The organism is Ruegeria sp. BH6 (assembly GCF_056538105.1).
Genome location: NZ_JBQFSR010000002.1, coordinates 350360 through 370330 on the forward strand (window position 1 = coordinate 350360; position 19971 = coordinate 370330).

Below are 19971 nucleotides of genomic sequence, written 5' to 3' on the forward strand. Positions count from 1 at the left end.
TAGTTACTATACTTTATGGACATAACTCTACTTGTCAAGCTCACCTCCCGCGCATGGTCACTGAACATTCTGGCGCTGATGCATTCCGGTGTTTCTGGGCGACAAGCCCCTTTACTCGCCGCAACCAGCGCCAGTCGAACGGCCTTCGCGGCCAGTCTCGATCACCTCGTCCAACTCGAACTGCTCGAGCGTAACCCCGGCCATGGCCATCCCCTACGCCCCGAATTTCGCCTCACCCCCGCAGGCACCCAAGCCGCGCGTATCGCCAGCGCGATCATTCAGGTTGCCCCGGATGACGCCACGCACAAGCTTCTTCGAAAGTCGTGGACCGTTCCTATCCTGGCCCTAACCGGCACCCCGCATCGCTTTTCGGCGATCAGGTCGGATCTGATCACCATCACCGATCGTGCCTTATCCGCCTCATTGCATCAGTTAGAGGATCACGACTGGATCCAGCGCGATATTGAGACCTCGGGGCGGATGCCCTTCCCGACCTATCGCGCGGTCAAAACCGGTTTTGCCATCCATCAGGCCGTCGGGTTGGGTCAGTAATCAAGCAACACCGTCGTACAGGACATAGAAAACCCTGCCCAATAGCTTGACATTCGACCTCTCAACCCGCATGTGCCCATGAAACAGCGCTGCCGCGTGAGCAATCGGGCCATCAACAGCCCCACAGCGCCCGATCCACCCATAGTTCCCCATCACGCAGGGTTCTTGATGCGACGACCGGATGGTGCAGGAGCCGCCTGCATTTCCCGAGGTCTCGTACAACCCCTGCCGGTCGCAGATGCGGCCCGTGACGACTTGCCTTTGGGTTAATACCGAGGGCTGCAAAGGATAGTTATTTGTTCGACTTTGACATGCTGGGCCTCGCGCCCGCCCTGAACGACGCGCTGAAACGCGCCAATTTTACCCAACCTACGCCGATCCAAAACCAGGCCATTCCGCTGGCGCTGAACGGGCATGATATTCTTGGGCTGGCCCAGACTGGCACCGGCAAGACCTTGGCCTTTGGCTTGCCTCTGATTGATCATCTGCTGGCGCAACCGGGCAAACCTGCGCCGAAAACGGTGAAGGCTTTGATCCTCGCCCCCACCCGCGAACTGGTGAACCAGATCGCGGAAAGCCTGCGCAATCTGACGCAAAAGACGAAACTGCGCGTGGCCACTGTGGTTGGCGGACAATCCATTGGCAAACAGATCTCGTTCCTGTCGCGAGGCACTGATATTCTGGTCGCTACGCCGGGCCGCCTGATCGACCTGATGGAACGCGGTGCCGTTGACCTCAGTTCAGTGCGTCATCTGGTGTTGGATGAAGCTGACCAGATGTTGGACATGGGCTTTATCCACGCCCTGCGTAAAATCGCACCTGCACTGGGCACACCGCGTCAAACCATGTTGTTCTCCGCCACCATGCCGAAGCAGATGGAGGAACTCAGCCAATCCTACCTGACCAACCCGCAGCGGGTACAGGTTTCACCTCCGGGTAAGGCGGCAGACAAGATTACGCAGTCTGTGCATTTCCTCAGCCGAGGAGAAAAGCCGCAAAAACTGCGCGAAATTCTGTCCGCTGACATGGACGCCCTGACGTTGGTCTTCGCCCGCACAAAACACGGCGCAGAAAAGCTGATGAAAGGCCTTGTGGCCGATGGCTTCAACGCGGCATCGATCCACGGAAATAAAAGCCAAGGACAGCGCGATCGCGCAATCAAGGCGTTCCGCGCCGGTGAGATCAATGTACTGGTTGCCACCGACGTGGCGGCACGTGGCATCGACATTCCCGGCGTCGCCTATGTGATCAACTATGACCTGCCCGAGGTGCCAGACAATTATGTCCATCGCATTGGCCGCACGGCCCGTGCCGGTCGTGAAGGCGAAGCCATTGCCTTCTGCGCGCCCGATGAGCTGGACCAGCTGCTGCAGATTCAAAAGCTGATGAAGATCGAAATTCCGGTCGCCAGCGGTACCATGCCTGAATACGCCGAGCCCAAAAAACCGCGCAATCGTGGTGGGTTCCGGGGGCGCAAACCGCACGGAGCGAATTCGACGTCGAAACCTGCGTCGTCAAAACGTCGCCGCCCCCGCAGACGTCCCGCTGCATAAGAAAAAGAAAGGGCCGCGTTTTTTGACGCGGCCCTTTTCTTAGTTGCTCGAGCTGTTTCTCTCAGCTTCTATTTCTCGCCATTTGACGACGTTGCGGTTGTGCTCTTCCAGAGTTTCCGCAAACGCGTGCCCGCCAGTTCCGTCTGCAACAAAGAACACATAGTCTGTACTGTCTGGGGCCACTGCGGCCTCAAGGCTCGCGAGGCCAGGATTGGCGATCGGCGTGGGCGGCAAACCGTCAATCACATAAGTATTCCAAGGGGTTGCACGGCGCAACTCACTGCGGCGCAGGCCACGGCCTAGCACACCTTGTCCCTTGGTGACACCATAGATCACTGTCGGGTCTGTCTGCAGCTTCATGCCTTTTTCAAGTCTGTTCACGAACACACTGGCCACTTGGCCGCGCTCATGTGGAACGCCGGTCTCTTTCTCTATAATCGAGGCAAGGATCAACATCTCCTCTGGGCTGCTAATCGGCAAATCGTTCTGCCGGCTTTCCCAAACCGCGTTGATCCGCAACTGTTGCTTCGTCTGCATGTCCTGTAACACAGCGGCCCGGTCATCACCTGGGGCCAGCTCATAGCTGTCGGGCGCCAACATGCCCTCGGCCGGAATTTCGGACACCTCACCGGTCAGGGCGTCAATGCCCTTAAGCGCCTCGACCACCTGCCAAGAGGTCACGCCCTCAGCCACCGAAACACGATACCGCGTATCGGAGTCCTGACGTTTTTCAACGTATTCAGCAGGGGCTTCCTCTTCACCAGCCTCGAAACTCGCAATTTCGACAAACTCCAAGGTGGCCGGGTTCAGCTCTCGCACGCGGGTCTGTACCCGTGTGACACCAACGCGATATTCAATCTCGGATCCACAGGTGCTGGCACCGCTGCTGGTGATATCGTCGATGATCTGCGCCATCGATGCGCCTTCGCGAACCAGAAAACTGCCCGCTTTCAGCTGCTGCGCCTTGTCAGTGTAATCCGCACCCATCCGGAAGATCATGGCGCTGCTGATGGCACCCTCATCTGCAAGCTGCTGGCTGACGCGAGTCATATTCGAGCCGCTTTTCACCTGTAGGCACATGGCGGTTTCCAGCGGGCCTTCGGCCTTGTACTGCGATTGCCCCCAAAGGATCAGACCGCCGATCAGAAACAGGCCGACCACCAGGATGGTCAGCGCGTTTGATGCCAAAGCCCGCCACATTTAGCTGGCCTTTCCGAAGATCACGCTGGCATTGGTGCCGCCAAACCCGAACGAGTTCGACAAGGCCACGTTGATCTCACGCTCGCGTTTGGCATTCGGCGCCAGGTCAATCGGTGTCTCAACCGCCGGGTTGTCCAGGTTGATCGTCGGCGGAGCCACCTGATCGCGGATCGCCAGGATCGAGAAGATCGCCTCGATCGCGCCAGCCGCGCCCAGCAAGTGACCCGTGGCCGATTTGGTTGAAGACATGGTTGCGTTGCCCGCATGATCGCCCAATAGACGCTCCACCGCGCCCAGCTCGATCGTATCCGCCATGGTCGAAGTCCCATGCGCGTTGATATAATCCAGATCCTTTGGCTCTAGCCCGGCACTGCGCAGTGCGGCTTTCATGGAACGCTCTGCCCCGTCGCCGTCCTCGGACGGTGCGGTGATGTGATAGGCGTCACCGGACATGCCATAGCCCAGAACCTCGGCGTAAATCTTCGCACCGCGCGCCTTGGCATGTTCGTATTCTTCCAGCACGACAATGCCTGCGCCTTCACCCATTACGAACCCGTCGCGGTCGACGTCATAAGGGCGGCTGGCTTTCTTAGGGTCGTCGGCATACTTGGTCGACAGCGCCTTGCACGCGTTAAAGCCCGCAATGCCAATCTCACAGATGCAACCCTCGCCGCCACCTGCAACCATGACATCCGCGTCACCGGCACGGATGATACGGCTGGCATCGCCAATGGCATGTGCTCCGGTCGAACAGGCGGTAACAACCGAATGGTTCGGCCCTTTAAACCCATGACGGATCGAGACCTGACCCGAGGCCAAGTTAATCAGCGCGCCAGGGATAAAGAAGGGCGACACGCGGCGCGGACCCTTGTCACGGATCAGATTGGCCGTGTTCGCGATAGAACCCAGCCCACCGATACCCGAGCCGATCAGAACCCCAGTGCGCAGGCGATCTTCTTCATTCTCAGGCAGCCAATTCGCATCCTGGCAGGCCATATCAGCCGCAGCGATGGAATACAGGATAAAGTCCTCAATCTTGCGCTGCTCTTTCGGTGGCATCCAATCGTCGGGATTGAACGTACCGTTCGTACCATCGCCACGGGGCACTTCGCAGGCATAGGTCGTGGTGACCCCGCTCGCCTCAGCATCGAACTGCGTGATCGGGCCCGCGCCGGATTCTCCGTCCAGCAGCCGTGACCAGCTTTCCTCGACCCCACTGGCCAACGGAGTGACCAATCCCAGACCGGTTACAACGACTCTGCGCATGAAATGCCTCTTGCCTGCTTCCTATTTGAGAACCGCTCATACCCCGGCGTGGGGGCCGGGGGCAAGAGCCACGGCGCAATCCCTTCCGGCATCATCCCGCCAAAACCGATAGAAAATCCGCCTGTCACCCTTGGAAGGGTTCAGAAATGAAAAACCGCCTTCTGCCCGCACGGGGCAAAAGGCGATTTCCGGGTGACTTGTCTTTTACTGGAACTGCGCCACTGGCTCGTGCGCGGTTTTGGCAACTTCCAGCGCATCTTCCAGGCTCAGCGATTTGCGGAACAGCGCCCGCCCGACAATCGCGCCCGAGATGTTGTGGATATAGGCCAAGCGCGAGATATCGTCCGCCGTGCGCACCACACCGCTGGCGATAACGGGGGTACGGGACTTTTCCGCAAGACCCGAGATCAGCCCCAACTGCGCTTCGACATCTTCCATGTCACTGTCGATATCCGTCACCACAATACCCGCGAACGGGGTGTCCGCGAACGCTTCGATAAAGGCTTCGGGGGTAAAGGCGCTTTGACTGCGCCAACCTTCGGTCATGACAAAGCCCTGCCAGACATCAACCGCCAGAACGATCTGATCCGGATAAAACTTGGCCAATTCCTTTACCAAGATCGGGTCGCGCGCAGCCAAGGTACCGATGACGACCCGCCCGGCCCCTTTGTCGATCCAATGTTCGACATGTTCGCGCGCGCGCATCCCACCGGCCAATTGCACCGGCATTTCAGCCGAGCGGATGATTTCCTCCACCAGCTCGGCATTGGTGTCACGGCCTTCGATCGCGTCGAAATCCGTCAGCTGCATCCATTCGGCCCCGGCGGCCGACCAGCTGCGCGCTGTTTCAACCGGGTCCACGTGCCAGATCATGGCATTGTCCAGACGGCCCTTGTCCAGCGTCACGCACCGGCCGTTCTGCAGTTCCATAGTAGGGTAAATCCTCATGAGCCCGCTCCTTCGCTCAATCGCATGTCAATCCAGTGTACCATACACACCGGACCGATCCCGGATTTTACCAGTTTCGGCAAACTGAGGACATTTTGCGGCATTGCCGCGATTGAAAACTAGTGACGTTTCGGAGGGCCATTCCGGCGCAGCAATACAACATCAGACCCGTTGTACTTATCTTCGCGCATCGGCACATATCCCAGCTTCTCAGCCAGTTTCTGCGAGACGGCATTGGCCGAATTTACCATTGCAACCAAGGGCCCAGGCATGATGCGGTCGAACCAATCATGCGCCGCTTGGGCCGCTTCTATGCCCAAACCCTGCCCCTGCGCTTCGGGTACCAAAATCCATCCGGCTTCGGGGTAACTGTCGAAATCTTCACCCATCGAGCGGTTGCCGTAGAAAAAACCAGCCTGACCGATCATCTGGCGATTCGATTGCTGCAAAACCGCCCAATGCCCGAACCCGGCCATCTGCCAGTGCCCGGCATTGCGCAGGAATGAATCCCACGCCTCACCACGCGACCTTGGTTTGCCACCGATATGCCGCACGATGCACGGGTTGCGCCAGATCTCGGCGAACCGGTTAAAATCTTCGGGACGCATGGCGCAAAGCATCAAGCGCGCCGTGTTTATCGTCGGGGTGGATCGTATCATGCCCTGCCCGCTCGGAAAAAATTGCCTCTATTCAGACAGTGCTTAGCGGAAAAGCGTCAAGCAAGAGTGAATTTGTTTCGAGCATAAAAAACGGCGCCTCCGTTGCCCGGAAGCGCCGCTTTTAAGGATTTGAAACGCTTAGGACGCTTCAGAGATGAATTTGACGGCGTCGCCAAAGGTCTGGATGGTCTCGGCTGCGTCATCGGGGATTTCGATGCCGAACTCTTCTTCAAAGGCCATGACCAGCTCAACAGTGTCCAGGCTGTCTGCGCCCAGATCGTCGATGAAGGAAGCGTTTTCTGCCACTTTGTCTTCTTCAACACCCAGGTGCTCAACAACGATCTTTTTAACGCGATCTGCGACGTCGCTCATGTCTATTCCTCATTCCATTTCAGGGCGTAGCGCCCGGTTCTGCCCTTGCCCGCTCAGGCTGGCTTGATTTTGCCCGGTCCGGGCGGTTTGGTTTCCCGATTGCCGGGAAAGTAGAAGGCCGACCCACTGGCCGACCCCCGCATACATGCGCCGCCTATAGCACAGACAACGCCCGACGCAAACGCTTTCGCGCCTGCCCCGGTGTGCGCTCACAACATGGCCATACCACCGTTCACATGCAAGGTCGTTCCTGTGATATATCCCGCTTCAGGGCTTGCAAGGTACAGAACTGCCGCAGCAATTTCTGACGGCTCGCCCATACGACCAGCTGGAACCTGACCCAGAATTCCCGATTTCTGATCGTCGGTCAGCTTATCCGTCATCGCAGTTGTGATGAATCCCGGGGCCACTGCGTTTGCCGTGATTCCGCGGCTTGCGACCTCATAGGCCAGCGACTTGGTCATACCGACCATACCGGCCTTGGACGCGGCATAATTGACCTGACCCGGATTGCCGGTCGCGCCGACCACGGACGAGATGTTGATGATCCGACCCCAACGCGCCTTCATCATGCCGCGCAATACGCCTTTGCACAGCTTTGCTGTGGCAGTCAGGTTCACGTCAATCACGCTTTGCCATTCGTCATCCGACATCCGCATAAACAGATTGTCCCGCGTGATGCCCGCGTTATTCACCAGAACGTCCACGGATCCCATCGCGTCGGCGGCTTGCTTCGGCAGCGCTGCAACTGCTTCGGGGTCGCTCAGGTTGCAAGGCAATACATGCGCGCGCTCACCCAGCTCATCCGCCAGTGCTTGCAGCGGTTCGACCCGCGTACCAGACAACCCCACAGTGGCACCCGCGCCATGCAGTGCGCGTGCGATATCGCCCCCGATACCACCCGAAGCGCCGGTGATCAGCGCGTTCTTACCTGTCAAATCAAACATTCGGTTTCCCTCTTGGTGCGTCCGTTGCGACGTTTTCAACTTACGATTCAGCCTGAATGACCTTTTGCACGTCTTCCGGCGTACTGACGGCCTTGCCCGCAATGGCCCGATCAATCTTGCGGACCATACCTGACAGCGCTTTACCTGCGCCAATCTCCCATGTCTCGGTCACGCCTTGCGCCGCCATGTATTGCACGCTTTCACGCCACCGAACCGAACCCGTGATCTGCTCGACCAGCAATTGACGGATCAGGCTAGGATCCGAGACCGCCTCGGCCCGCACATTGGCCACCAGCGGCACAGCAGGTGCCTTGATTTCAACCTCTGACAGCGCCTCTGCCATTACGTCTGCGGCAGGCTGCATCAGAGCGCAATGGAACGGCGCGCTAACCGGCAACATCACTGCGCGCTTGGCACCTTTTTCCTTAGCGATCTCGGCAGCACGCTCTACGGCGGCTTTGGAGCCTGAAACCACGACTTGTGTCGGATCATTGTCATTTGCGGCCTGACAGACTTCGCCCTGCGCGGCTTCCTCGGCCACGACGCGGACGGCGTCCAAATCCAAGCCCAAAATGGCAGCCATTGCGCCTTCGCCTACCGGCACGGCGCTTTGCATGGCCTGACCACGGGTGCGCAGCAGGCGGGCAGTATCGGCAACCGACAAAGCTCCAGCAGCGGCCAGCGCGGAATACTCACCCAGCGAGTGACCGGCTACAAATGCTGCGTCAGTAACCGAAACACCTTCGGCATCCAGCGCGCGCATCACCGCCATTGACGTCGCCATAAGCGCAGGCTGCGCGTTCTGCGTTAGCGTCAGATCCGCTATATCACCTTCCCAGATCAGGCTACTCAGCTTTTCACCCAGCGCCTCGTCGACCTCGTCGAACACAGCCTGAGCAGCCGGATAAGCCTCGGCCAGAGCCTTGCCCATCCCGATAGTTTGGGCACCCTGCCCCGGAAAAACGAATGCGCGTGTCATTGCGACCTCTTGGATGACGTTAGGTTGCGGCGGGGTGTAAACCGTGCGCGGGCGCGGCACAAGCACTGCCTGACCTCTGCAATCTGGCACTTTTGCTGTGCGTGGCTCGCTATTGCGTCCTGATCCCATGGCTTTAGGTTGAACGCAGCCACCCCAGTACGGAGCAACCAATGCCCTCGACCAACACCTTTTCCAGCTATGGCAGTGTGGCCAAGACCTTTCACTGGTTGACCGCCTTGCTGATCTTTACCGCCCTGCCGCTGGGATGGTTCGCCAACAATCTGGCCCACGCAATCTATGATCCGTCCATCCCCACCACCGAAGAGGACCTTGTTCGGGCGGTTCAGTTGTTCTCGCTCCATAAAACAGTCGGGGTCACCGTCTTTTTTGTCGCGCTGGCCCGCATCTTATGGGCGATGACCCAGACCAAGCCCGGCCTGTTGAACGCAGACAACAAACCCGAAGCCTTCGCCGCCGAGGTCGTACACTGGATGCTCTATGCCTCGCTGGTTCTGGTTCCCCTGACTGGCTGGCTGCACCATGCCGCAGCGGAAGGTTTCGCCCCGATCCTGTGGCCCTTTGGGCAAAATCTGCCCTTCGTACCCAAGTCACCCTATGTCGCCGAGGTTACGGCGGGCCTGCACTGGCTGTTCATTCTGGTTCTGGCGGGATCACTGATCCTGCACATTGCAGGTGCCCTAAAGCACCACGTGGTCGACAAGGACAGCACTCTACGCCGTATGCTGCCCGGCCGTTCAGACGTGCCTCAGCCCCCAGACCAACATCACTCTGCCCTACCCGCTGTTGCTGCGTTGGCTATTTGGGGTGCGGTCCTGTTGGGTGGTTGGTCCACGGGCGTATTCTCGGATCACTCCGCCGCCGCAACCGACACCGCAGAACTGTCTGAAGTGCAATCGGACTGGCAGGTGCAAGAAGGCACACTGTCCATTACCATTACCCAACTGGGCAGCCCGGTGACCGGCACATTCGCCGATTGGACCGCAGCAATTGCCTTTGAAGACCCATCTGAGCCGGGCCTAGCCGGTACAGTTGACGTCACAATCGCGATCCCTTCGCTGAGCCTTGGAACGGTTACGGATCAGGCCATGGGGGCCGATTTCTTTGACAGCACCCAATTCCCGACCGCCCAGTTCAAGGCCGACCTCTACAAGACCGACACCGGGTACGAGGCCCGCGGTCCGCTGACCATCCGCGACAAAACTATGGATGTGGTGCTGCCTTTCACACTTGATCTTCAGGACAACACCGCCGCGATGTCCGGGGTGTTGGAATTGAACCGGCTGGATTTTGATGTTGGCAAATCCATGCCCGGCGAGGACTCGCTGGCCTTTGTGGTTGCAGTTTCTGTGGAACTGGTCGCGCAACGAGCCGAATAAAAAAACCGCCGAGGCGACGTGCCTCGGCGGTTTTGTTCAGAAGATCGCGAGCGACTTATTCAGCCTTAACTGCTTCGACCGAGATCCGGACTTCGACTTCGTCACCGACAAAAGGCGCAAACTGTCCTAGATCGAAATCGCTACGTACCAGCGTGGTGGTCGCGTCAAAACCCGCCCACGGCTTTTTCGCCATTGGGTGTTCGGACACCTGGTTCAACTTGGCATCCAGAACGACCGACTTGGTCACGCCGTTCATGGTCAGATCGCCGGTGATGTTGGCCGTGTTTTCACCGGTGACTTCGATACCAGTCGAAGTAAAGGTGACCAGGTCACCTTCGGCGGCGCCAAAGAAATCTTCGGTCATGAAGTGATCTTCGCGTGGCTTCCAACCGGTGATCATTTCAATCACGGGCATCGAAACAGAAACGCTGGATGCCGCAGGGTCTTCTTGGTCAAACATGATCTCGCCTTCGAAGCCCGAGAACATGCCGGTCGTGGTGGAATAACCCAGGTGGTTATAGCTGAAGACGACCTGGCTGTGGCTGGGGTCCAAAACGTATTTCTCGGCGCTGGCAAACGCCGAAGTTGCCGAAACGGCCAGTGCAGCAGCAAGAAGGGTGGATTTCATAACAATCTCCGAAAAATTATGGATGCAACCCGAATGGGTTGCTCGATAACAAAAATGTGCTGCCCAAGGGCAGCACACAAGTATTATTCTCTAACAGTTTCTGTTCCTAGATGAACAGAATAAATTTCACGCGAAGATTGTTACGCTTCCACTGAGTTGCCCCTTGAGCGCTCGGCTGACATCCGCCGATTGCAGCGGCAGTTTCATCAGCAGGCTGCCATCGACATCGTACAATTCGACCTGATCGTCGGCAAAGCGAGCACCACCCAAGGTGTCATAGCTGCGGCGCAGAACGGTCTGCGGGCGGCCGTTTTCGTTCTTTTGCAGAACCCGAACCTCGCGGCGGATCGGATCGAAATAAGCATCCGGGCGGGCATCCAGCAGCTGAATCGTCAGCAGGCTAACCCCGACCAGCAGAAACATAAGTGACGCAGCCAGCTTGATTGGCCAGACTTCGGCGGCCATTGCGGAACCGGCCACCAACCACATGGAAAACGCCATCACGATCAGAAAGGCGCCCAGGACGCGGGCCAGTACCATCCGAACCTTCCAGTTCGGTGCAAAGGTGATCAGAACTGGTACAGATTTCTCATAGTTCGCTGAGGTTGCGGACTCTTCGAATGCATTCGTATTCATCGCGGTCATCTCTCTCACCCTGTTTTTCAGGTTGCCGTTCTGGGTCCGGTAGTTCCGGATAGTCCCCGGTATGAAAAACAACTTTGAGCCGAAAAGCGTCAGGAATTGGGCAGCGCAATGTTAATTGGATGTTAATAGCACGACACCGCCAAGGCGTCTGTGGCGGGGCTTGCCCCTCGCGCTCAAACGTGTATATGAGGCCATCCTTCGCAAATCTTATGAATCGCGCAGCCTCTCGTGGCAGGGTCGCGAAGGAAAAATGGCCTCGCCTATGAAATGCGCCTTGATAGAAACAGGAGTACACATGCCGCTGTATGAGCATGTAATGATCGCGCGTCAGGACCTGTCCAACGCGCAGGCAGAAAGCCTTGTCGAACATTTCGGCACCGTTCTGGCGGACAACGGCGGTAACGTCGTCGAAAGCGAGTACTGGGGCGTTAAGACAATGGCCTACAAAATCAACAAAAACCGCAAGGGTCACTATTCGTTCCTGAAGACTGACGCCCCCGCTGGCGCCGTTCAGGAAATGGAGCGCCTGATGCGCCTGCATGATGATGTTATGCGCGTTCTGACCATCAAGGTCGACGAGCATGCCGAGGGCCCTTCGGTCCAGATGCAGAAGCGCGACGAGCGCGAAGGCCGCCGCGAGCGCCGTTGATCAACGCCTGACGAAAGGACATAAACCATGGCCGCAAAACCATTTTTCCGCCGCCGCAAGGTCTGCCCGTTCTCGGGCGACAACGCGCCGAAGATCGACTATAAAGACACCCGTCTGCTGCAGCGCTACATCTCTGAGCGTGGCAAGATCGTACCTTCCCGCATCACCGCCGTTTCGGCGAAAAAGCAGCGTGAACTGGCCCGTGCTATCAAGCGCGCCCGCTTCCTCGCCCTGCTGCCCTACGCCGTGAAGTAAGGAGAGACTGACATGCAAGTTATCCTTCTGGAACGCGTTGCGAAACTGGGTCAGATGGGCGACGTCGTTGACGTCAAGCCCGGCTACGCCCGCAACTTCCTGCTGCCTCAAGGCAAAGCGCTGAGCGCGTCCGAGGCAAACGTCGCCTCGTTCGAAGCCCAGAAAGCGCAGCTTGAGGCCCGCAACCTGGAAACCAAAAAAGAAGCTGAAGCACTGGCTGAAAAGCTGGATGGTCAGCAGTTCATCGTGATTCGCTCGGCATCGGATGCCGGCGCTCTGTACGGTTCGGTCACCCCGCGTGACGCCGCAGACGCAGCAACCGAGGCTGGTTTCACCGTCGACAAGAAACAGATTGCCCTGATCGCACCGATCAAGGAACTGGGTCTGCACTCGCTCGCAGTCAAACTGCATCCTGAGGTCGAAGTTGAAATCAAGATGAACGTCGCCCGTTCGGAAGAAGAAGCCGAACTGCAGGCGTCGGGCAAATCGATCCAGGAACTGGCTGCTGAAGAAGAAGCCGCTGCTGAATTCGAAATCGCCGAACTGTTCGACGATATCGGTTCCGCTGCTTCGGAAGATGAAGAGCTGGTTGCCGAAGAAGCTCCGGCTGAAGAAGACGAAGCCAAAGCCTGATCTGGTTCAATCGAATTTCGAAAAGGCCGCACCGATTTGTGCGGCCTTTTTTCATGCACACGCAAAACGGGCAAATTTCGGCCACATCTCAAGCCTACGCTTGCAGATGGGCACTCGTTTCCTATCATCGCGCCCTGAAATTTGGAGTACACAGATGACCGCTTACCTGCGCCGCAGCGCTCTGGCCATGATGCTGATGATCCCCTTCGCTGCTTGCGGAGGGCCGGAGACGGTGTCGCAAGACGCATTCGATCCCCCTCTCTACCCCAACGAAACGCCTGAGTTACGGGCCTCGATCAATAAGTGGGCGGATCACTACGAAGTCCCCCGCGAGCTTGTGCACAAGCTGGCGATCCGGGAAAGCACTCATCGCCCGTGGGCTGTGAACCGGCCTTATTATGGACTGTTGCAAATCCTTCCTGCGACGGCACGCTCTATGGGCTACAGCGGAAATGCACAGGGGCTGCTGGACGCCGATGCCAATCTGGAATTTGCCGGAAAGTATCTGCGCGGCGCCTGGTTGCTTTCGGATGGCGATCAGCAAAGGGCAATCTTCCTGTACGCTAAAGGGTATTGGCCCGAAGCCAAAGCCCGCGGAATGCTGGTTGAAACTGGGCTTGTACCCGAATGAATTCCCGCTCAACTTGTACAAAGAACGTAAACATCCGATGCCAATTCGCGTCAGAATCGGCGGAATTCCACCCAAATACCCCAGATTCACACAGTTCTGTTGCTCTAAGTACGCATTATGCCTGTGCGATATTAACAATTCCCTTGCGCTTAATACCTCGGTTGACGCAACGTAGGCTTGAATACGGACAGACTGTGCGCTTTCGGGGGGTGGAAAGCGCTATGTAAAAGGTTGGACAGGTGAAACTCATAGACTTGGCCGCGCTCGACCAACAGGAAAAGTCGACCGCAGACATAATCAACTCGGTCTGCGAGGAACTCGGCTTTGACTATGCGTCTTATGCCACTTTAAATCCTGTGAAAGGTGACGTTCAGGGGTATGCGAATTACCCTGACGAATGGAAAATCCATTACGGCAGCCATGGATACCACCATTTTGATCCAACAATTTACCAGTCGGTTCTCAGCATTGCACCGGTCGATTGGGGCCGTTTCAATCACGACGAAAAATTTAATGCCGTTTTCCGCGATGCACATGACTTCGGCATTACCCCGCGTGGTTTAACCGTTCCTGTCCGCGGCCCTTACGGCGAATGCGGAATACTAAGCGTGACCCGCGATTGTTCAGATGCTGAATGGGAGTCGCTCAAAAGAGAAGTTATGGGCGACCTGCAAATGGCCGCTGTGCATGCGCATGATACGGTTATGCAGTCCGGGGTTCTGGCCAAAGCATTGTACCTGCCCGCCCTTTCGACACGCGAAAAAGAGATCCTTCAATGGGTCGCTGAGGGTAAATCGCAGCAAGATATTGGTGATATTTTGTCGATTTCCCACCGAACCGTCGAGGTTCACATGCGCTCTGGCCGCGAAAAACTGGGCGCGTTAACCACGCCTCAGGCCATTGGCCGGGCGATAGGTTTGGGCTTAATCGCCCCAGGATAAGCAAAAAATCGAAAAAATACGGGAAACCCCCAATAGTTTCCGCCCGCGACATGGTTAACTCTCGAGTCACGGTAACCAGACTGTAGGGGGATGGAAATGATCATCGTAATTGATGGTATCAACCAGCATATGTTTAGTGATGTCCTGGACGAAATGTTCAAACTACGAGCCCGCGTGTTCGGCGATCGTTTGGGCTGGGAGGTCAACATAGTAGACGGCCGTGAACGCGATATGTTCGACGACCTGAATCCTGCACACGTGGTCAGCATCAACGACGAGGGGGAAGTCGTTGGGTGTATGCGCCTGTTGCAGACCACAGGTCCACACATGCTTGCGGATGTCTTCAATTCTATTCTGGACGGTGAACCGCCCTTGCGCAGTTCACAGGTCTGGGAAGCGACCCGGTTCTGTGTCGACACCAAACGACTGGGCCAAGGGCGCGGCAAAAATTCAGTGTCCTATGTGACCAGTGAGGTCATGATCGGCTCGTTCGAATACGCCAAAACCGCAGGCGTACTGGACTCGATCGCTGTGATTGACCCAATTATGAACCGTGTTCTGCAACGGTCGGGCAATGCCCCGTATGATTACCTCGGTAGTGCAAAACCAATGGGCAAAGTGGTTGCGATGGCGGCGTTGATGGATTGCTCGGATGAACGAATTTCGGGCATTCGGGACTATGCGGGAATCGAACATGACGTCTTCCTGACCGAAGAACAGGCGCTGAGTCTGTTCGCGCTCGGCAAGGCCGAAAAACCCGCTAATGTCGATCACCAACCGCTGACCGAGCTTGAGAAATACTTCGTCGAACAGATGCATTCAGCAAAATCGAAAGACGAAGTCAAAGACGTGCTTAAACTGATCGAAGCGCTGTCAGATCGTTTCACGCCAGAGCAAAAGACTGCTCTGCTGAGTACCCCCCGTGCTTTTGCTCATGAGGCCTGACCCCCTCACCTCATAAGATCAAAAGCCACCCACCGGAGCCGTCTGATTGTCAGACGGCTCCGCCTTTTTTTGTGCCCCGTGGCCAGGGGGCGGAAGAGGATTACTCCTCTTCCAGTGCCTCTACGGCTTTCTGCAGGTCGTCTTTGCTGACTTCTTTGTCGGCAACCTGAGCTAGTTCAACGATGTAGTCGATGACTTTGTCTTCGAAGATCGGCGCGCGCAGCTGCTGCTGCATCTGAGCGTTCTGCTGCACGAACTCAAAGAACTGACGTTCCTGACCTGGGTACTGACGCGCCTGGTTCATGATCGCCTGCGTCATCTCGGCATCGGTGACTTCAACCTCGGCCTTCTGACCCAGCTCGGCCAGCAGCAGGCCCAGACGCACGCGGCGCTCGGCCAGTTTGTTGTGCTCGTCGGTGGGCTCGATCTCGGCGTGGTCGTGGCCTTCCACTTCCGGGTTCTCCTCGTGCCACAGCTGGTGAGCGATCTGCTTGGCTTCGGCTTCAACCAACGACGGCGGCAGGTCGAAGGAAACGATCTTGTCCAGCGCGTCCAACAGCGCGCGCTTCATGACCGCACGCGACGCACCGGAATACTCTGCCTCCAGACGCTCAGCGATCTGAGCTTTCAGACCAGCCAGATCTTCGGCACCGAACTTGGTGGCCAGCTCGTCGTTAATCTCGGCAGCAACCGGCTCTTTCACTTCTTTCACCGTGCAGGTGAAAACAGCGTCCTTACCGGCCAGGTTTTCGGCGCCGTATTCTTCTGGGAAGCTGACGTTCACGTCTTTTTCTTCTTCGGCCTTCACACCGACCAGCTGCTCTTCAAAGCCGGGGATGAAGCTGTTCGAGCCCAGAACCAGCGGGTAGTCTTCGGCCGAACCACCTTCGAATTCTTCGCCGTCCACTTTGCCAACAAAGTCGATCACAACCTGATCACCGTCTTTGGCTTTGGACCCCTTGCGGCGCGCTTTGAAGTCCTGCGCGGTTTCTGCCAGGCTTTTCAGCGCTTCTTCGACGGCCTCATCGTCTGCTTTGACAATCAGCTTTTCCAGCTCGACCGATTTCAGATCAACTTCGGGGATTTCCGGCAGCGCCTCATAAGACATCTCGACGTGAACGTCGTCGCCTTCTTTCCAATCTTCGTTGGTCATCTTGACGTCGGGCTGCAGTGCAGGGCGTTCACCGCTGTCTTCAAAGTGCTTGTTCATGGCACCATCGATGCTTTCCTGCATCGCTTCGCCCAGCAGGCGCTGACCAAACTGCTTTTTCAGCAGGGCCATCGGCACCTTGCCTTTGCGGAAGCCCTTCATCTCGACTTCAGGCTGTGCTTCGGTCAGTTTTTCGTTAACCTTGTCGTCCAGCTCGGCTGCGGTCACAACGATGTTGTAGCCGCGTTTCAGACCTTCGTTCAGCGTCTCGGTAACCTGCATTATGGTAGTCCCCATAGGATTCGGGGCGCGCAAAACGGCGCGCCGGGCAAATTTGACGCCTTCTATTTGCCAAGCCGCCCGCGTGCAAGGGGGCAAAGCCCGGATCAGCCTTGTTTTGCCGTCGATTTGAACAAAAAAACGCCCCGGACTGCCCCGGGGCGCCTATTCCCAAGAAGGTCGGGATCAGAACTTCCAGAGCGCCCCCAGAACCCAGGCTTCGTTCTTGTCAAAGTCGACCGTATCGTCGAAGTCATGGTTGCGATATTTCAAGTACGCATCAGTGTTGATGCTGTCGATCCGCTGAACGACAGCGACACCCCAAGATTTTGTGCTGGACCCGTCGTTTTCGAAATCCGAACCATCGAAATAGTCGATTCCGACACCGGTTTTCCCCCAGGACACCCAGTCCCCTTCATAGGCCAGTTTGGTGTACCAATAGTCCGGGTCGCTGGCACCGGTGGCAGTGTCGTCACGCGTACCCAAAGCCGCCGTAAAGCTGAAACCGCTGGGCAGCAAAACCGAAGCGGACCCGATCGTGTCTTTGCGTTCACCCGAGCTATTGTCGAAATCCCGCACCGCATAGGCCACGCTTGCGGCAAACTCCACGCCATTTGCGAAAGTATTGCCGTAAGAAACCGCGATGTCGTAGTAGTCATCATCGTCGCTGCTGGACAGAATGTTTTGACCATAGGCAATTGCCGCTGAGAAACCGTTGAAGTCGGGGGTGTCGTAACGGATCCGGCCACGGCGAGCGCCATCAAAGTTACTGGCCGAGTCACCGACGGTGATACCGCTTAGTACACCGTCCGTGCCGCGATAGAAAAACGCACCGTTTTCGTCGTTCGTAAAGGAATACAAAGCCGTTCCAACATAAGACAGGTCAACCTCGGCCGCACCGTCCGACGCCATGCTCCCCTGCCCGGCCGAGAACTTGCCGTATCCCCCTTTTAACGAGAAATCGACATGTCGGATGTCTTCCCGTGACCATCCGTCATTGTTGGTTCCATTCTGGTTGGCCGTTCCCGTACTCGGCAGACCCAGTCCGGTTTCAAAACGGAACATGAATTCATTGCTGCCATAGGGCTGCATCAGCCGCAGGCCGACGCGGCTGTTGGACAGGTCATTGTCCAGCAAGCGCGTTTCCGTTTCCTCGCCGTCATCGACCGAGACGATCACCGGATCGAGCTGTCCGTACAACAGAACGTAACCGCCACTGTTGTTGTTGTATTTCAGTTCCGCTGCCGCGGGAATTGCCGTTGTCGCAACCAACATCGCAGCTATAGAGAACAGTTTTAGTTTCTGGGTCATTTCATTCACCTTGAAAATTCCGGCTTTCGTTGCTCATCAATCGCGCGCATGTCGCCATGGCTCCAGAGGCCTCTTGCGATACTTTCAAAGTATTGCATGTCCGCCACTCAGAGCAGGAAAGTCAGAAGTAATTCCTATTTTAATCAACGCATTATCTGCAGGAAGACCGCAGCCGGAGACCCCCTCCAAGAGAATTCTGACGCCCGGCTATGCGTCTGGCAAACACTCGATTTGATGACACCGCAAACCCGTCGGCCAAATGCTGCCGAAGATCGGGTGGATCGGCCAAATCTCGCCTAATAATCATATATTAAGTTGTTTGAAAACTTCAGGAAGCAACTCGGGCAAGTCTTCAGCGATAAGCCCCGGGCCAAACGCACGCGCGCATTCCACATGCAACCAAGCCGCTGTTTCAGCGGCCTGCATCGGGGCAAACCCACGCGCGAGCAGCCCGGTGATAAAACCAGCCAGAACATCGCCGGACCCGGCCGTAGCCAACCAAGGGGCCGCACGGTCGTAGACTGCTGCATTGACCGAACACTGTCCGTTCGGCGCCGCGATCACCGTGTCCGGCCCTTTGAACAAGATCACGCACCCTGCCCGCTTGGCGGCCTCGCGTGTTGCATCCACCTTGGAATAGGCCGGGCCTTTGGTTGCGGGCGCCGACAGCTTTTCGGCAATATCCGGAAACAACCGCGTAAACTCACCACCATGTGGTGTCAAAACGCAGTTTTCATGCAATTGCGTGAACAAGGCTGCCGGGTCATCCGCAAAAACCGTCAATGCATCCGCATCCAGTACAGTCGCGCGCTTGGCGTTCAGAGCCGCTGGCACCATTTCCCGCGCACGCTCCAGCCCCACCCCGGGGCCAAGGCACAATGCGTTGAGCCGCTCGTCCTGCAGCACTTGTGTCAGGCCATCCGCCCCCTCGATCCTCTGCAACATGATGGCTGTGACCTGCGCAGCGACCTCCATCTGAGCCGCCGGAGGCACCGCCAACGTCACAAGCCCTGCCCCAATCCGCAAAGCCCCGCGCGCCGCCAATCGAGCGGCACCGGTTTTACCTGCGCCACCCGAAAGGATCAGAGCGTGGCCGTGGGAGTATTTGTGCGATGTACTCTCTTTACCTCCTCTCCGACCAGAACCGGCATGCACCTCAGATACACACTCATCCTTCTTGGACACTTTTAGCCCGATCCCCTTAACGACAACACGTCCGCACAATTCAGGCCCATCAGCCAGCGTGTGACCCAGCTTTTTACTGTGAAAGGTGACAGTAAGATCGCTAGCGCAAGACATTGCCTCTAATTTGGCTGGTAGTCCTACGAAATCCGGCGTGCTCAAAGCACGACCACTGTCGCTGCACAAACCACTTGGCAGGTCAACTGACACAATCAGCGGACACCAGTCGGGTCTTTGCGCCACCTCCATAGCTGCACCAAGCCCCTGACTGTCATGCAGGTCAAGCATAAGGAGACCAAGATCCGATATGGGGCGGGTAAGCCCTGTGCCAAATAGGGCATCAACAATCACGTTGGCCTTGAGCGTCGAAGGCTCCAACTGTCCATCAAGTGGTTCGACGCCTCCTATGTCAGCCCAGCGTTCATAGTTTTGACAAGCATCCGGCGGCAATTTCTGCGGATCTCCATATAGAAAAACCTCGACCTCCCAACCCCACTCTTTCAGCAACCGCGCAACGACAAACCCATCACCACCGTTATTTCCCGGACCGCACAATACCACGGCTCGACCCAAGGTTTTCGACAGCTCTGGCCACTCTTCGAAAATAGCCTCGACAACGCCGCGCCCGGCCCGTTCCATCAACTCAAGCCCGGTCACCTCGCCAGACTCAATCGCGGCTTGTTCGATGGCCCGCATCTGTGCGGCTGTCAGCAATTCCGTCATCTCAAATTCCCCTGACGATTCAATTCTGATTACTTTTTGTGCAAATCGATCAAAATTTCACCCACCGCTTAATTTCTCACCACAAGGGCCCGGCCATTTTCGCAATCAGATTGCCGACCGATCTTA

At 57.0% G+C, this 19971-nt stretch carries 21 protein-coding genes; 9 read left to right on the plus strand and 12 right to left on the minus strand.

The genetic code is table 11. The annotated features are described in order from the left end of the window. Positions 1-15 precede the first annotated feature (15 nt). Together ACR0B8_RS06965 and ACR0B8_RS06970 are read left to right on the plus strand one after the other, a co-directional pair. Positions 16-552 carry a winged helix-turn-helix transcriptional regulator gene (locus ACR0B8_RS06965; protein ID WP_170359000.1) on the plus strand — a complete coding sequence of 179 codons (537 nt, stop codon included), beginning with the start codon at positions 16-18 and terminating at the stop codon, positions 550-552. A 296-nt stretch (positions 553-848) separates the two neighbouring features. Further along, positions 849-2105, plus strand: a complete 1257-nt coding sequence (locus ACR0B8_RS06970; RefSeq protein ID WP_170359002.1) for a DEAD/DEAH box helicase — start codon at positions 849-851, stop codon at positions 2103-2105. 39 nt (positions 2106-2144) lie between these two features. Here the strand turns inward: ACR0B8_RS06970 and mltG are convergent, their stop codons facing one another. From mltG to fabD, 7 genes are all read right to left on the minus strand, one after another. Further along, positions 2145-3305 (minus strand): endolytic transglycosylase MltG, encoded by a 1161-nt coding sequence (gene mltG / locus ACR0B8_RS06975; RefSeq protein WP_480658090.1) that lies wholly within the window; start codon positions 3303-3305, stop codon positions 2145-2147. Continuing rightward, on the minus strand, positions 3306-4571 hold the full coding sequence (fabF, locus tag ACR0B8_RS06980; protein ID WP_170349070.1) for a beta-ketoacyl-ACP synthase II: 1266 nt from the start codon (positions 4569-4571) through the stop codon (positions 3306-3308). Positions 4572-4775: 204 nt separating this feature from the next. Further along, positions 4776-5519 carry a 1-(5-phosphoribosyl)-5-[(5-phosphoribosylamino)methylideneamino]imidazole-4-carboxamide isomerase gene (locus ACR0B8_RS06985; RefSeq protein WP_170349071.1) on the minus strand — a complete coding sequence of 248 codons (744 nt, stop codon included), beginning with the start codon at positions 5517-5519 and terminating at the stop codon, positions 4776-4778. 119 nt (positions 5520-5638) lie between these two features. Beyond that, positions 5639-6178: a GNAT family N-acetyltransferase gene (locus tag ACR0B8_RS06990; protein WP_170359006.1), complete on the minus strand. Its 540-nt coding sequence runs from the start codon at positions 6176-6178 to the stop codon at positions 5639-5641. A gap of 138 nt (positions 6179-6316) precedes the next feature. Continuing rightward, on the minus strand, positions 6317-6550 hold the full coding sequence (locus ACR0B8_RS06995; protein ID WP_008756330.1) for an acyl carrier protein: 234 nt from the start codon (positions 6548-6550) through the stop codon (positions 6317-6319). Between the two features lie 209 nt (positions 6551-6759). Next, positions 6760-7497 (minus strand): 3-oxoacyl-[acyl-carrier-protein] reductase, encoded by a 738-nt coding sequence (gene fabG / locus ACR0B8_RS07000; protein ID WP_170359008.1) that lies wholly within the window; start codon positions 7495-7497, stop codon positions 6760-6762. Positions 7498-7537: 40 nt separating this feature from the next. Then, positions 7538-8476, minus strand: coding sequence for an ACP S-malonyltransferase (gene fabD / locus ACR0B8_RS07005; RefSeq protein ID WP_170349074.1), 939 nt, complete (start codon positions 8474-8476; stop codon positions 7538-7540). A 170-nt stretch (positions 8477-8646) separates the two neighbouring features. Between fabD and ACR0B8_RS07010 the strand changes: the two genes are divergently transcribed. Then, positions 8647-9873 (plus strand): cytochrome b/b6 domain-containing protein, encoded by a 1227-nt coding sequence (locus ACR0B8_RS07010; RefSeq protein WP_170359013.1) that lies wholly within the window; start codon positions 8647-8649, stop codon positions 9871-9873. Positions 9874-9928: 55 nt separating this feature from the next. On the opposite strand, the gene ACR0B8_RS07015 is transcribed toward ACR0B8_RS07010, so the two are convergent. Both ACR0B8_RS07015 and ACR0B8_RS07020 read right to left on the minus strand, forming a co-directional pair. Then, positions 9929-10501 (minus strand): YceI family protein, encoded by a 573-nt coding sequence (locus tag ACR0B8_RS07015; protein WP_170349076.1) that lies wholly within the window; start codon positions 10499-10501, stop codon positions 9929-9931. Positions 10502-10627: 126 nt separating this feature from the next. Further along, positions 10628-11137 (minus strand): hypothetical protein, encoded by a 510-nt coding sequence (locus tag ACR0B8_RS07020; protein ID WP_226688309.1) that lies wholly within the window; start codon positions 11135-11137, stop codon positions 10628-10630. Between the two features lie 304 nt (positions 11138-11441). On the opposite strand from ACR0B8_RS07020, the gene rpsF reads away from it, so the two are divergent. From rpsF to ACR0B8_RS07050, 6 genes are all read left to right on the plus strand, one after another. Next, positions 11442-11795, plus strand: coding sequence for a 30S ribosomal protein S6 (gene rpsF, locus ACR0B8_RS07025; RefSeq protein ID WP_170349078.1), 354 nt, complete (start codon positions 11442-11444; stop codon positions 11793-11795). A 27-nt stretch (positions 11796-11822) separates the two neighbouring features. Further along, positions 11823-12050, plus strand: coding sequence for a 30S ribosomal protein S18 (gene rpsR, locus ACR0B8_RS07030; protein ID WP_005982441.1), 228 nt, complete (start codon positions 11823-11825; stop codon positions 12048-12050). Between the two features lie 12 nt (positions 12051-12062). Next, positions 12063-12683, plus strand: coding sequence for a 50S ribosomal protein L9 (gene rplI / locus ACR0B8_RS07035; RefSeq protein WP_170349079.1), 621 nt, complete (start codon positions 12063-12065; stop codon positions 12681-12683). Between the two features lie 190 nt (positions 12684-12873). Beyond that, positions 12874-13314: a lytic transglycosylase domain-containing protein gene (locus ACR0B8_RS07040; protein WP_170349429.1), complete on the plus strand. Its 441-nt coding sequence runs from the start codon at positions 12874-12876 to the stop codon at positions 13312-13314. 239 nt (positions 13315-13553) lie between these two features. After that, entirely contained in the window at positions 13554-14255 is a 702-nt protein-coding gene (locus tag ACR0B8_RS07045) for a helix-turn-helix transcriptional regulator (RefSeq protein WP_170349080.1), read from the plus strand. A 96-nt stretch (positions 14256-14351) separates the two neighbouring features. Then, positions 14352-15200 carry an acyl-homoserine-lactone synthase gene (locus ACR0B8_RS07050; protein ID WP_170349081.1) on the plus strand — a complete coding sequence of 283 codons (849 nt, stop codon included), beginning with the start codon at positions 14352-14354 and terminating at the stop codon, positions 15198-15200. Positions 15201-15300: 100 nt separating this feature from the next. Here the strand turns inward: ACR0B8_RS07050 and tig are convergent, their stop codons facing one another. The 3 genes from tig to ACR0B8_RS07065 form a co-directional block, all read right to left on the minus strand. Then, complete coding sequence (gene tig / locus ACR0B8_RS07055; protein ID WP_170359017.1) at positions 15301-16632, minus strand: trigger factor; 1332 nt, start codon at positions 16630-16632, stop codon at positions 15301-15303. A gap of 183 nt (positions 16633-16815) precedes the next feature. Beyond that, positions 16816-17940, minus strand: a complete 1125-nt coding sequence (locus ACR0B8_RS07060; RefSeq protein ID WP_170359019.1) for a porin — start codon at positions 17938-17940, stop codon at positions 16816-16818. A 303-nt stretch (positions 17941-18243) separates the two neighbouring features. Then, positions 18244-19845, minus strand: a complete 1602-nt coding sequence (locus tag ACR0B8_RS07065; protein ID WP_226688306.1) for an NAD(P)H-hydrate dehydratase — start codon at positions 19843-19845, stop codon at positions 18244-18246. Positions 19846-19971 lie beyond the last annotated feature (126 nt).

What these genes read in the sequence shown, in the direction of transcription:
- ACR0B8_RS06965 (WP_170359000.1), top strand. Translation starts at nt 16, where the DNA reads ATGGACATAACTCTACTTGTCAAGCTCACCTCCCGCGCATGGTCACTG.
- mltG (WP_480658090.1), bottom strand. Translation starts at nt 3,305, where the DNA reads ATGTGGCGGGCTTTGGCATCAAACGCGCTGACCATCCTGGTGGTCGGC.
- fabF (WP_170349070.1), bottom strand. Translation starts at nt 4,571, where the DNA reads ATGCGCAGAGTCGTTGTAACCGGTCTGGGATTGGTCACTCCGTTGGCC.
- ACR0B8_RS06985 (WP_170349071.1), bottom strand. Translation starts at nt 5,519, where the DNA reads ATGAGGATTTACCCTACTATGGAACTGCAGAACGGCCGGTGCGTGACG.
- ACR0B8_RS06990 (WP_170359006.1), bottom strand. Translation starts at nt 6,178, where the DNA reads ATGATACGATCCACCCCGACGATAAACACGGCGCGCTTGATGCTTTGC.
- ACR0B8_RS06995 (WP_008756330.1), bottom strand. Translation starts at nt 6,550, where the DNA reads ATGAGCGACGTCGCAGATCGCGTTAAAAAGATCGTTGTTGAGCACCTG.
- fabG (WP_170359008.1), bottom strand. Translation starts at nt 7,497, where the DNA reads ATGTTTGATTTGACAGGTAAGAACGCGCTGATCACCGGCGCTTCGGGT.
- fabD (WP_170349074.1), bottom strand. Translation starts at nt 8,476, where the DNA reads ATGACACGCGCATTCGTTTTTCCGGGGCAGGGTGCCCAAACTATCGGG.
- ACR0B8_RS07010 (WP_170359013.1), top strand. Translation starts at nt 8,647, where the DNA reads ATGCCCTCGACCAACACCTTTTCCAGCTATGGCAGTGTGGCCAAGACC.
- ACR0B8_RS07015 (WP_170349076.1), bottom strand. Translation starts at nt 10,501, where the DNA reads ATGAAATCCACCCTTCTTGCTGCTGCACTGGCCGTTTCGGCAACTTCG.
- ACR0B8_RS07020 (WP_226688309.1), bottom strand. Translation starts at nt 11,137, where the DNA reads ATGAATACGAATGCATTCGAAGAGTCCGCAACCTCAGCGAACTATGAG.
- rpsF (WP_170349078.1), top strand. Translation starts at nt 11,442, where the DNA reads ATGCCGCTGTATGAGCATGTAATGATCGCGCGTCAGGACCTGTCCAAC.
- rpsR (WP_005982441.1), top strand. Translation starts at nt 11,823, where the DNA reads ATGGCCGCAAAACCATTTTTCCGCCGCCGCAAGGTCTGCCCGTTCTCG.
- rplI (WP_170349079.1), top strand. Translation starts at nt 12,063, where the DNA reads ATGCAAGTTATCCTTCTGGAACGCGTTGCGAAACTGGGTCAGATGGGC.
- ACR0B8_RS07040 (WP_170349429.1), top strand. Translation starts at nt 12,874, where the DNA reads ATGCTGATGATCCCCTTCGCTGCTTGCGGAGGGCCGGAGACGGTGTCG.
- ACR0B8_RS07050 (WP_170349081.1), top strand. Translation starts at nt 14,352, where the DNA reads ATGATCATCGTAATTGATGGTATCAACCAGCATATGTTTAGTGATGTC.
- tig (WP_170359017.1), bottom strand. Translation starts at nt 16,632, where the DNA reads ATGCAGGTTACCGAGACGCTGAACGAAGGTCTGAAACGCGGCTACAAC.
- ACR0B8_RS07060 (WP_170359019.1), bottom strand. Translation starts at nt 17,940, where the DNA reads ATGACCCAGAAACTAAAACTGTTCTCTATAGCTGCGATGTTGGTTGCG.
- ACR0B8_RS07065 (WP_226688306.1), bottom strand. Translation starts at nt 19,845, where the DNA reads ATGACGGAATTGCTGACAGCCGCACAGATGCGGGCCATCGAACAAGCC.